This is a genomic window from Microcoleus sp. B4-C1 (assembly GCF_036705285.1).
Classification (GTDB): domain Bacteria; phylum Cyanobacteriota; class Cyanobacteriia; order Cyanobacteriales; family Microcoleaceae; genus Microcoleus.
The window spans coordinates 178,893-191,737 of the sequence record NZ_JAUBUC010000001.1 but is presented as its reverse complement, the minus strand read 5'-3'; the positions used below and the strand labels follow the sequence as shown (position 1 = coordinate 191,737).

Genomic DNA, 12,845 nt, shown 5'->3' with positions numbered 1-12,845 from the left:
CAAACAGGAACTATTTATTAGTAGACGACAATTCCCCCTCCGATTGGAGGGGGTCACTTTAACTCTCCAAAACCGCTCTTCTGAGTGAAGTCAGTAGCCACACTGCTCGAATTTCATGGGAAATATCCACTCACGCCGCCACAAAGATTATGGCTACAAAAACAGCATACCGAAGCCGAAGCCAGGGAAACTACATCACCCCTAACACAGCCGAGGGCAAGAAAATCCTCAACTACCTAAGAAATCGCTGCGAGAAAGCTTTAGATTACTGCCTGGAAAACGGACTCACCAGCGTAGAAGATTTTGCCGATGCAATTGAAGAACTAACGGAAGCAGACGGCAAACCTGGCATTAGCGTGGATGTCAAGCACAACGGACTCGTCCTCAGTTTGAGCGATCGACCCGAGTACGGCTCTACCACAGGAAAGTACATGATGGAGCACTTGGGAGAGCCGGACGACAACCGATTTACTAAAACAGGAATTGAAGCATTACTCGATTCGCCTCGAACTAAAACAAGGTCTAAGAAAGACGATTTACTAGATGAATTGGATGATGAGCAACCCTCCCCCAAGTCTAAATCTAAAGTTGCAACTAAGTCTAAAAAAGACGATTTACTAGATGAATTAGAGGATGAGCAACCCTCGCGTCGATCGAAATATCAAACGGTTAACAAGTCTAAAAAAGACGATTTGCTAGATGACTTAGAAGATGATGAACCATCGCACAAATCGAAATATAAAGCCAATATCAAATCAAAAAAAGATGAAATAGAAAATTCGGATGACGACGAGCCATCACCCAACTCTCAAACCAAAAGAAGATCCCGAAAAGATGACGTAGAGGAGTTGGAGTCGGAAGAACCACTGGTTAAATCTAAAGCCTTAACCCGCTCTCCGAGAGATGAACTAAGTGAACTAGATGAGTTTGAAGTCAAAGAACCTCAACCTAAAGCTAAGCCTCAAACTAAAAGCCACCTTCAAAACTCTGAGCGAGAAGATTTGGAAGACGAAGAATTATCAGCTAAATCCCAAGCCAAAAGAAAACTTCAGACAGATGAAGCGGTAGAAGTTGCTGAATCCTTAGCACGCACACCTTCAAAAACCCGAACGAGCCAACAGCGACCTCAAGGCAAAAAATCAAACGACCAGAACATCGATAGTATCCTCGATGCTGCTGTACAAGTTAGTGGTAGAACAGCCATTTCTGGAAGTGAGGTAGAAGGTACAACTGTCAGCGGCCTGAGCGGTCAAGTTGCGGTTCTCGCTACTCTGATGGGGAAAAAAGCAGCTTCTCAAATTATAGAAGCTGCTCTTGAGGCTGGAAAAGAGCGCCAAGTTGCCGGTATTGTCAAAAGGCTCAAAGCTCAAAGCCAGCGAGCAGACTCGCTCTCGCAGCGGGTTACCAACTTGGTTGAAGCGGATTCAGTTGCAGATGCAATGGTCGAATCCGAAGCTTTACCAATAGCTGAACCGGAGCCAGAACCGGAACATAACATCTTACCTGAACCGGATGCCGAATTTGTCTCAACACCCGGTATGCTCTTAGCTAAAGCGGTTAGCAAAGTCCACGGAAAAGTTGATAAAATTTCCGGTCGTGTGAGAGACAACAATTCTGAAAAAACGGCTTCTATTAAGATTGACACAGAGGCGAGTTTTGAAGAACAGCTCGTACAAATAAATGAAGCACTCAACCGACTTGAAAAGCGACTCGATACCCTAGAAAAGCGAATAGAAGCTTTAGAAAACAAACTTTCTCTTCAAAGCGAGACAGGCGTTCAAGCTGCGGATGCAAAAGTAGAACCGCCCGACAGCTCGACTCCATCCCTCAGCGACCAATTCGTACAAAACGCAACAGAAATAGGTGAAAAAATTTCATTAGAATCAACAATCCCAGCTAGCAGCAGCGCTAGCGCTACTGCTAAAAAAATCACTGTGACAGCCCAAAATCTTACTCAGGACGCCCAACTTGCAGCAACACTGGCGAAAATTTACAACCTAGCTGAAGAAGAAGCAAATGCGGAAGGCATTGCATTAGAAGACGGGGTTGATTTTGGACAAGCAAAACTTTATGTAACAAATTTTGACTCCTCTACCGCTGTCAGCTTAAAAACTAAGGAAGGCGAGGAACTGTTTTCAGCAGTACAGGATAAAACTGGAGAATGGGAAGTTACAAACGACTTCCTGAAACCTGAAGAAAAAGAAGAACTCGACCGCTTAAAGATTTTTCAACAAGCTGTCAACCAAGAGCGGCTAGCTGAAATGGTAAAGAGAAGCAATCAAGATGAAGTCAGCTTTACCGATTCCCAAGGCTCGCGCCTCGACTTTGAAGTCGAATTCAGCGATAAATCCAAGTCGAAGGGTACTATCAAAGGCTTTAACTCTCACAGCGAGATAGTTTTTGAGGCCAGCCTCCAAAAAGGTAATGTTGAGGTACTTCTGTGCGATATTCCACCCGAAGAAGTAGAAAATCTCCTATCCCAACAGCAACTCGCTCCAAACCATAACTCCAACAAGCAGGAAGCTAGAAAAACTGAAGCCGAGATGGAGATTTGAAATAACTTTTTTCACTTGCACCCTCCATTTGGAGGGGGTCACTGTCACTGTAGAAAATCACCGTTTTTGGTGATTTTGCAGGCAGTAGATGCAGCTTAAATTAGCATTTAAGCAATAAATTTAGCGAGCAAGTGACATGGCTACTTACTTAGACAAAACAAGACATGAACGAAATCAAAACTCATTATTACGCTGGTTAAAACAACAGAAAATCAAACTGGGCGACATTCCCTTCATCGGCATTTGCCTGGCCTCACTCATCTACTTCAGCCTTCACGACCCGCTCTTAATTGCAACTTTAGGCTGCTCCAGTATAGTCTTTTTGAGTTTGTGGCACACCGCTAAAGCAATTCCAATTGTAGAGCGATATATCGGCTGCAAAATTCGATTTTGGCACGTTGCTACTGCCATCATTACCTCCACTGCACTGTGCTCCGTGCTCGATTCCCCCGCCAACGCCATCTTCCTCTCCGGCTTAGAAGAATTTATGACTGAGCTAGCAGAAGGAGCGGCTTCCGCAGGAGGTGAAGCTATTGATGCCGAAGTCATCGAACTGATTTTCAACTTAATTCGCGGAGCCTTCCTTTTGTTAGTAGCAGCCGCGTCTCTTTTTGCTTACAACCAAGCGCAGCAAGGCAATGACTGGCGACCAATTGTGACTCAAGTTGCCTTAGCTTTTGCCATTGTCATTGCCATTGACGTAATAACTTTCCTCTTCATTGGCAATGGCGGTGGCGGAGGTGGAGCTTAATTATCCAAAGGGGAAGGGTTTGTCTTCCCACATCTCAACCTCAAATCTAAACCCTTTAAATTATGCTCAAAGACCCAGATAAAGATTTTATTTCCGTCAATAAGATTCTTGGCAAACAAGCCAGCATCGGCATTATTCCAGCGGAACAGCTAATTCCGTGGATGCTAATCACCGTAATTTCCTACCTCCTCACCAACGGCCTATTCAGCTTAGGAATGCCTTGGTTTTTCATCACTACTTTCTGGCTAATTGTAAGCTGGTGGCTCCTGACAGGTAACAAACCTCACCTTTTTGTAGACAGGTTTAGACCTCCGCCGGGGAATGAGTGGTACAACGGTAATCTTTTATACCTTTCTCCCGTTCCCCAACACCGACCAAACCCGATTCGCCACCGAATCAGCGATTCACAAGTCCGAGTCAAACTTAAACCCAAACTTGCTCCCAATCAACAAGGAGGTAACAGCCGACTTATGCCCTTCCAAAACTACCAAAACCTCCTGTGTTTAGTCACTATCAAAAAGGATGGTCGAGAAGTTTCTGGTTACTTACTGAATGAAGGCAGTCAATACCAAATTGTATTCGGATTCGAGACGGCTGGCTTTCACAACATTCTGTACCGTCAGGAAGTAAACAACGCAGCTACCGCCTTAGAAGAGGGGCTAAAAGACATTGCCCCAGGCGAAAAAATGACCTTTCACACCGGCTGCTACAGCAGCGATTGCCTTCGCCAGCAACAGTTAACTGAATTGGCTGACAACTGTCACCTCAAACCCATTTCTGTACTCGTTCGTAACGAACAGAAACGCATTCAAGAACTCAACTTAGCAGGCACCCGACAACTGTGGAACCAAACTATTTTCTGCACTTGGACATTCAACGCTCAATCTGGCTCCAAATCCAACGACCCTCTGAGTAAATTCATCAATGGAATTGTCAACACAGCCAACAGCGTTGCTGCACAATTTACAGGCAACCAGCGCATCTACTCTGAACGCTTTTACAAACAACTGCTGCTCGACGCTTTCGAGCAAGGCTACATCCGGTGGGAACTCTTGCTAAACACCAAAATCGGACTGGAAATTCAACCCATGAATGCCCAAATACTATGGGGCTGGCTGTGGCAAAAATTCAACAGCGCACCCGTACCCCCTATCCCCCAACTTCTCACCTTAAAAGAAACCGCCTCCGACTACAAACTAACCGAAACCATCAACAGTCACAAACACGCCTGCACCATTTTAATTGAAGGTATGAGCGGCCGTTCGAGCTGCCCGGAACACAGAAAAGCTAGCTCACGCATTTTGCTTCCCGGCAGAAACGCAGAATGCGGCGTGCTCACAATGGAAGAGGGCCCCGGCGGCTGGCTCAATACCAGAGAGCAACTGCAATGGCTCTGGAAAATTATGAGCAACAGCTATGTCCGCGATACTGAAGCCGTTGTCGAAATTAGCGCCGCTCCCAACTTTATTATTCAAGACAACTTAGCAAGGCAAGCTAAACAATCAAAAAGTGCCAAAAAACGCGCTTTAGAAAAAGGTCAAGGTCGCGATGTAGGAGCAGAAGTCAAACAGGAAGAATCCTTTGAAGCCCAGAAAAAAATGTACAAAGGTGCAAGAGCAATTCACGCTGCTGTCACCTTCTTAGTCTACCGACCAACGCCGGAGCAACTAACACACGCTTGCCAAATGCTCTCCCACAGCTTCGGCTCTGCCAAGGTATTAAGAGAGCGCAACATTGCTTGGCAACTGTGGCTAGAAACTTTGCCCATTACTGTAAGCTGGCTGTTGCACAGCAGTTCGCTAATTAACGAACGCCGCCTCACCTTAGACACCGAAACTGTCCCCGGTATTTTGCCCTTAACTGCTGTAAGGGACATCGACTCAAAAGGAGTTGAATTCATCACCAAAGGCGGCAAACCCGTGTACGTTGACCTCATGCACAACCAAACCAGCCGCGCTGTCATAACAGGCGAGTCTGGTTCCGGTAAAAGTGTTTTGGGATGGCGATTTGCAGCCGATGCAATAGCCGCTAATATCCCAGTAGTCGGTATGGACATCTCAGCAGGAAGCGGCAGTACCTTTGAGACAGCAGTGAAACTCTTAGGCGACGACGGTGCGTACTACGACATCACCTCTGGCAGCTCGAATCTACTCGAAATACCCGATTTGAGGCGTTTTGACAGAGAAGAGCGATCGCGCCGACTAGACCAATGGAAAGAGTTTATCCGAAAAGCGCTGACTATTATCAGCATGGGTAAAGTCCGCGACCCAAAATTAGCGCAGCGAGTCGATGCCATTTTGCTGCTAACTCTGAAAAAATTTCTGGAAGACCCAGACATTATCGAGCGCTACAATACGGCATTTGAAAAAGGCTGGAAATCGACCGCGTGGCAAGAAATGCCAACCCTCACAAACCTCCTAAAGTTCTGCACAAAAGAGCAACTAAACCTACAAAACTTTACCGACTTCGACCGCATTGCCATCAACCAAATTATCACTCAATGCAACGCATTACTAGCCTCACCTTTAGGGAAAGCAATTGGCAGACCGAGTACATTTTCACCCGAACCCGCTGTTAAGTTTTTTGCCCTTAGCGGTCTGGGCAACGAACAAGACCAATACCTGATGGCAATTAATGCCCATGCTGCTTGCATCCGCAACGCACTTTCTCACCCTAAAAGCCTATTTATCGGAGACGAACTTTCGATTTTGTTTAAGAAAGACGGATTTGCTGAAGTAGTAGGCGAACTCTGTGCAGTGGGTAGAAAAAATGGCATTTCAGTGCTCTTGCTAGCCCAAGATATCGACAGTATTTGCGATTGTAGTGCGGGAACTATGATTATGCAAAACATGGTGTATCGAATTACCGGAAGATTGACATCAAACGGAGCCACTTCTTGGATCAAAAATTTGGGATATCCGGCTGAAATTATTAGCCAAAATGCCACAGAAGCTTTCCTTCCCAGAGCTGCCGACCTTTATTCCAATTGGCTAATTGAAAAAGGAGGTCGTTTCTGGCAAAGCCGATACTATCCAGGCGAAATGATATTAGCAAGTGTGGCTAACAATCAAGCTGAATTGATGGCCCGCGCCCGAGTTATGGCTCACTATCCCAATACGTTAAAAGGGCAATTGCTAGCACTCAAACAATTTGCCTCTGAATATGTACAAGCCGTTAAAGAAGGACGTTCATTAGCTAATATTGGCAAGAATGCAGTCACTGATATCAATGGACACAAATCCCCTCAAGACCTTATTGCTAGCTAGACGGAGAAAAACCGATGAAATCACCGAAATTTCTTGTCAAACTTGCCCTCGGCATTCCTGCAATTTGGCTGAGCTTAATACTAAATTCTGTTGAAGCAAAAGCTCAAACCTCTGACAGCAATCCGACTGCAACACAGCTTCCCACCTCAAACAATCCTAACAGCAGCACTTTCAACCGCTCCAGCTTCACAGTTCCCAATCAACAAATAGAAAGCCAAATCCAACAATCAGCTAATAACTTCTTGAGCAACCCGAAAGAAATAGGAGGTATAGAAAACACAATTAGCGACATAACAGGCGAAATTTCAGATACCATCTCCACCATCTCCGACAGCATCTCAGGCATCTGGGACAATTTGTTAAACAAAGTAGAAAATTTCAGCAGTGAAATAGAGTCAACCCTCTCTTCATTCCTGGGAGAATTGAAAGTTCCAGACCTAAAAGAAGCAGTTAAAAGCATAATGGATGGCAACACCTCCGAAAGCGAAGGGACAAAACTATCCGCTGTTTTAGAGAAGAGACCGCAAGATTCTTACAGCCTCAAAGAGAATACCGCCGAACTCGCAGAAAGAGAAAGTGCTGTCAGTGAAGCCAATAAAGCCACTCTCAGTAAAGAAGCTCAACAAAAGCAAGCTCAGATGAAAGAAATTGTCCAGCAAAACGTAGAGCAAACTCATCGCGAGAGCCAAAATTCAATGGAATTGGGTGCTGATTCAGAAGGTCAAGATGTCACACAGAACATTATGAGAAACATATCTCAACAAAGTGCGATCGCAGCTAAGCAAGCAGCCTTATCAGCAGAAAATCAAAGTGCCTTAGTCATGCAGGGCCAGCAAGCTCAAATCGATCGCAGTTTTGCCAACATTCTCAACGCTCAACAAGCTGAAGAACTCAACGAAATTAACACAGCCCAGAGACGGCAGGATGCTGCGGCGGCTACAGCTTCTTCTACTCAAGCCGGACTCTTTCAAATGCCGGGAGGCATCACCCTGGGTGAATAAGGGGAGTGGGGAGTAGGGAGTGGGGAGTGGGGGAGGGGGAGAGGGGGGGAATGGGGTGAGAGGGAGAGGGGATAAGGGTTTCCTGTTTCCGCTTGTCCCGCTTGTTCTCTCCCACTCTCCCACTCTCCCACTCTCCCACTCTCCCCCTCTCCCTCTTTCTCCCCCTCTCCCACTCTCCCTCTCCCCTTCCCCTTCCCCTTCCCCCTCCCCTTCCAAAGATGCTGACACAACTAATCGCCCAAACTAGCACAGCAGGACAAGCCCTGGACACTCTCTCTGACGCCATAGAAGTCTCTCAAAAGACCGTCGAATCGTGGAATTTAGTTTGGTTTAACACCTTCAACACTCAAGAATCCTCTCTCTGGATTGCCTTAGTCAAACTAGGACTAATTCTAGCGGGAATATCTGTTACTTACCTCGCTGTCACCAGTGGCAAAGAAATCATCGAAAAACAGTCTTGGTCAGAGCTAGTAGCCATGTTTATCTGGCCACTCGTAATTGTAGTATTTCTCAGCAACAACGGTAAAGTCTTAGCTGAAAGCGTCAAATTCATCAAAGCTGTAGGCAGCACTCAAGTTCAAGAAATTATGAAAATTCAAGTCGGAGAAATGACCTTCAGAACTGCCCTGAGCGACGTTAACCTCACCAGTGCTGGCAAAGAAGAAATCGAAAAACTCTACAGCGAATGTCAGGGCAAAGTTGGCTCAGCTTTAGTGGAATGTTGGAACAGCAAAAAACAGCCCGCTCAACAAATCCTCCAGGCAGCCGAACAGCAAAATGGAGGATCTCTCAAAAGCTTGCAGCGATTTGTCGAAAACTTAGGCAATGTTGCCAATCTTCAGGATATAGGAAATGGCGATTTTGCAGGACAAGTTTTTAGGTCTACTGTCTTGCCCATCATTCGCTTAATTCTTAGATCAGTACAGTGGGCATTTGTCAATATTTTAGAAGCAGCCTTGTTGCTAACAGCTTTATTCGGGCCTCTGGCAATGGGTTTATCACTATTGCCACTACAAGGAAAACCTATCTGGGCTTGGCTAATAGGATTTATGTCGTTATTTGGAGTGCAATTGGGGTACAACATCGTCGTTGGATTAGTCGCTGTAGTGATTGTCAATTCCGATGCAGAGTTAGTTACAGATATCGCCTTTTTATTCTTTTTAGCTGTGTTTTCTCCCGTTCTAGCCGTGTTAATAGCCAAGGGTGGAGGAACTGCTTTGTACAGTGCGATCGCCAATAGCACCAAACAGCTTACAGATATTGCCAGTAACGCGATCGGCGTTATTGCTGGAAAACTGATCTAGGGCAAGGAAATTCCGATAGCTTTTTCTTCACCGAACCGAGTTGTTACTCACTACTCAAACCCAGTTTGCCAATCCATTCCCTCCCTATCTCCCTATTCTCTATCCCCATCTCCCCATCCCCTTCGATCATATGAAATTCCCACAATCACAACCCTTACTCCCTGAATCTAAAAACACCTTAGCCTTGTGCTTTGTTCTACTAACAAGCTTTGTTTTCCTCCTGACAATTACTGTTTTAGTGAATACAGTCAGTTTGAGAGCCTTATCTCAAAGAAAAGTTACCTTTGTCCAGTTAAAAGACGGAACCGCAGCACGAATTGCAGAACAAGATGAACTGTACAGAGAGCCGAAAATCATCCAAAATTTTGTATCCAGTTGGGTAAATTTAACCTGGGCTTGGTCAGGCAAAATTCCCGGCACAAATGACCCAGACCCCGGCATTAAAGTTAAAGGTTCCCAAGTTCCTACAACTGCTTGGATGGGTTCCTTGATGATGGAATCAGAGTTTGGTAAAGCTTCCCTGGTCGAACTTGCCAAACTCGTTCCCAACACCATCTATTCAGGAAAAACCCGCTCTGGAGTCTATATCTCTCACATCTCAGAACCGAGAGAAATAAAAAGAGGAGTTTGGGAAATAGATGTAATTGCTACTCGCGTAGTGCTAGAGCAAGGCATTGGAGAAAGCCGAGAACAGTTTAATCGAACCTTCACCGTCAAAGCCGTAGAAATTCCCAAATCCCCTCTCAAAGAAAACGCTAATGAATTAGAGAAGACTATTCACTCTTTGAGAGCAGCCGGATTAGAAATTTCCCGAATTGTCGAATTCAAACCATAGAAGAGGAAAGAGACATGGAAAGGGGCCGAACCGGCAAGTGGGTAAATTTAAAAACCTACCGTAACAACTAAATAATTTAAACATTTAGTATGTTTCATACCTTTGCTTGAAGTCTTCTCTCTTTGCTTTTTTATGTACAGTTAAACACAACACATTCAACTCTAAAGCCATGACTAACAAAAGAAATGGATTAACCGAAAATCCAATTAATACCACTCCTGATAATAGTACCACTACAGCCAATATGAATCATACAACTGCATCAAGTGAATATACCCCTAATAATGATGACGATAACATCAATTCCCCTATTTCCCCTTCTCCAAACCCTTCCCCTTCTGACGATGATATTGATGAAAACTTCATTGCTAATTTCGACCCCAATGCACCCCTAACACTTGAAACTCAATATCAACTCGCTCAAGATGAGGAAAGACCACTGCCCCCGCCTGTTTCCGAAAGAGGCGTTCCTAGAGCAGTGACAATACTGCTATTGACTGGTGGAATACTATTGCTAGGACTGCTGATTTGGCAATTTATCAAGCCTAAATCACCTCGCGAACCTATCGCACAATCAACACCAAAAGAAAGCTCTTCTGGCACCATTAAAGATGAAAAACCGGAGTTGCTGGCTAAATTAGCTTACCAAGACCAACAAAAACTGTTAGCCGAAAAACCGCAAAAAACCGCAAAACCCAAAACAGAACCGTCGCCCAAACCGTCAAGAGCCCCACGAAATCCGCGAACTCCGCGTCTAGTCGCTACCCGGAGCGCTGCACCGCCACCTACTCCTCTACGCGAACCCCTACCCGCACCCAGAACAGTAGTGCGGACGGTAACAGTACCCGCACCCATACCGCAAAGAACACCCGCGCCCCCACCAGCCCCCATACCCAAACCGTTAATACCCCCACCTTTAATTCCAACTCCAAGAGAAGAAAAAATCGACCCGTTTGAGCGGTGGAACCAACTCGCTCAACTCGGACAAATTAGGGGAAATTTTGACCCTAACCGAATAGCGAATGCCGTGAGTGCAACACCAAGCACTCCAGCGACAACAAGTGCTACCGCCGCCGCTCTGACAAAGCCAGCTCCAACAACTGAATTCCTAACTGTCAATATCGGCAACCAAAAGTCGCAACCCTCATACGTTTCTTTCGAGCAAATCCCAGAAAAACTATATAGCCACCCAAATAACGCCAGCGGGGAAAGGCTACACCCGGAGTTTCCTGCAGGAGAGGACAGCCTCGAAACCACCGACAACTCCCAAAACTCAACTAACCAATTAACTCCGGCTGCCCTTTCTCCCCAAACAAGTTCCGATTTTACCGATAACCCAATCGAGACTGCGACTCGACTGAGCGAGTCCCAAACATCCTTGCCCGATACAGAATTTCAAACCCTTTCCCCAGAAACTGCTCCAGAAGCAGAAGCCTTAACAAATTCCCCAACCGCAGAACAAGTCAACTCTCCAGGGGTAAAAGGCATTCTCAACCGCACGCCCCAAACGGGCTCAACCTCCCAAACAGCTCAGGTTCCCCTGGGCACCACAGCCAACGGCGTAGTTTCGATTCCCCTGCTGTGGGATGAAAGCTCAAACAAACACCAGGGAGACAAATTTGCCGTCACCCTCACAGACAACGTAACGGCAACTAACGGCTTTATTGCTTTTCCAGCCGGCACAGTTGTCATTGCCAAAGCCAGCACCGTCAGCAAAACCAATCGCATGGTACAAGCTAGTGCTGTGGCGATTGTCTACTCTGATAGAAACGGTCAGATTAAACAGCAGCCCATTCCAGAAGGCGCAATTTTGATTGCAGGAGAGGGCGGGCGGCCGTTGATTGCTTCAGGCTACTTCGACCCAGGTTCCGATGTTGCCGGACAGGATATCCTCACCGCAGTGCTGTCGGGAGTTGGACGAGTCGGTCAAGTGTTCGCAGAGCCTAAAGTCAGGAGCTCTAGCAGTATTAGCGGTAGGTTTGGGGGCAGTACAACCACCGTTGAAAGTCGAGACCCCCAAATTTGGTCAGCCGTCCTCGATGGCTTCTTCAGCCCCCTGGCAAAACGGATGGAAAGCCGCTCAGATAGAGCAACTGAAGAACTTTTAAACCGCCCCAATGTAGCTGTGGTTAATAAAGGAACCCCGGTTTCTATTACTGTTAACAGCTTTCTCAACATTTACCGATAACCAAACCGTCGGTAAACGGTTAAGTCGCCCCAACGCGACTGCGGCGATTAGTAAAGGAAATCCCCGTTTCTACTGTCAACAATTTTCTCCACATCAACGAATAACTGCCATGACGAATCGCATCCAATCCCCAAGAATGCTTTCCCTCGGAGGGCTTTTGTTCACAGCAGTGTTCGCTACTGCAAGCTACCCCGACTGTGCTTTTGCTCAATCAAGAGTAACAGGCTATCAAACTGTGGGTCGAGATATTGCCGTCAATAGTGCGATCGATATTTTAGTCTATCCCGGTCGCGCGAGTACGATCGACTTCAGCTCAACCGATGAAGCTCTCGCCTACGTTTTAATTGCCGACCCCTCAAAAATAGTTTTCAGCACCGACGCACAGTTGGCAAGCGGCCAAGCCAAAACTGTTTTCTTGCGTCCCATTCAAGCGCTCAATTTTCCGGGAGCTACCACAGCTACCATCACTAACCTTTCAATCAAAACTGTAGATTCAAAAGGGAAACAGCGACTTTACAACTTCAACATCGTTCCTACCAACAAAGAACCAGAACACTTAGGAATTCGCATCGCTCCCGTCACCCCAAGAATGGAGCCGACTGTGAACGTTGATAGAGGTCGCGCCCCCGCAGCATCAGATGTTGAAAAAGGATTGCTGATTGCCATTCAAAAAGGCTACACAGCAGCCAGCGACCCAGTAGTCTACAGCGTGCGACAATTTTTAGCTCTAGTAAGAAACCACAATCTATCGGCGGCCGATGCTGCTGCACGAGCCGGAGTAGACTTGTCTGTGATTGTCGAGCTAGCCAAAATAGCTTTTGAAGAATCAAACTACCGTTCACACAAACCTACTCATATCTAACCAATGTTAGACAGAGTTAGGTAAGTGCATTCGTTCCGGAGTCAAGCACAAAGCGGGAGCAACGGCAATCCCATCAATTTAAA

The 12,845-nt window shown here is 46.2% G+C and carries 8 protein-coding genes; all 8 read left to right on the top strand.

Going from position 1 to position 12,845, the window contains the following annotated elements; genetic code table 11:
- Nucleotides 1-149: 149 nt before the first annotated feature.
- The 8 genes from QUB26_RS00855 to QUB26_RS00820 all read left to right on the top strand — a co-directional run bounded on the left by QUB26_RS00855 (nucleotide 150) and on the right by QUB26_RS00820 (nucleotide 12,762).
- The gene (locus tag QUB26_RS00855) at nucleotides 150-2,555 is read left to right on the top strand and encodes a hypothetical protein (RefSeq protein WP_333316149.1); all 2,406 of its coding nucleotides are present in this window, start codon (nucleotides 150-152) and stop codon (nucleotides 2,553-2,555) included.
- Between the two features lie 136 nt (nucleotides 2,556-2,691).
- Nucleotides 2,692-3,306, top strand: a complete 615-nt coding sequence (locus tag QUB26_RS00850; protein WP_172189735.1) for a hypothetical protein — start codon at nucleotides 2,692-2,694, stop codon at nucleotides 3,304-3,306.
- Nucleotides 3,307-3,368: 62 nt separating this feature from the next.
- Nucleotides 3,369-6,572: a hypothetical protein gene (locus QUB26_RS00845; RefSeq protein WP_333316147.1), complete on the top strand. Its 3,204-nt coding sequence runs from the start codon at nucleotides 3,369-3,371 to the stop codon at nucleotides 6,570-6,572.
- Nucleotides 6,573-6,586: 14 nt separating this feature from the next.
- Nucleotides 6,587-7,573, top strand: coding sequence for a hypothetical protein (locus QUB26_RS00840; RefSeq protein WP_333316145.1), 987 nt, complete (start codon nucleotides 6,587-6,589; stop codon nucleotides 7,571-7,573).
- A gap of 218 nt (nucleotides 7,574-7,791) precedes the next feature.
- The gene (locus QUB26_RS00835) at nucleotides 7,792-8,877 is read left to right on the top strand and encodes a hypothetical protein (RefSeq protein ID WP_333316143.1); all 1,086 of its coding nucleotides are present in this window, start codon (nucleotides 7,792-7,794) and stop codon (nucleotides 8,875-8,877) included.
- Nucleotides 8,878-9,115: 238 nt separating this feature from the next.
- Entirely contained in the window at nucleotides 9,116-9,712 is a 597-nt protein-coding gene (locus tag QUB26_RS00830; RefSeq protein ID WP_150111742.1) for a hypothetical protein, read from the top strand.
- A 169-nt stretch (nucleotides 9,713-9,881) separates the two neighbouring features.
- The gene (locus QUB26_RS00825; RefSeq protein ID WP_333316141.1) at nucleotides 9,882-11,900 is read left to right on the top strand and encodes a hypothetical protein; all 2,019 of its coding nucleotides are present in this window, start codon (nucleotides 9,882-9,884) and stop codon (nucleotides 11,898-11,900) included.
- A gap of 109 nt (nucleotides 11,901-12,009) precedes the next feature.
- On the top strand, nucleotides 12,010-12,762 hold the full coding sequence (locus QUB26_RS00820) for a hypothetical protein (protein WP_333236866.1): 753 nt from the start codon (nucleotides 12,010-12,012) through the stop codon (nucleotides 12,760-12,762).
- Nucleotides 12,763-12,845 lie beyond the last annotated feature (83 nt).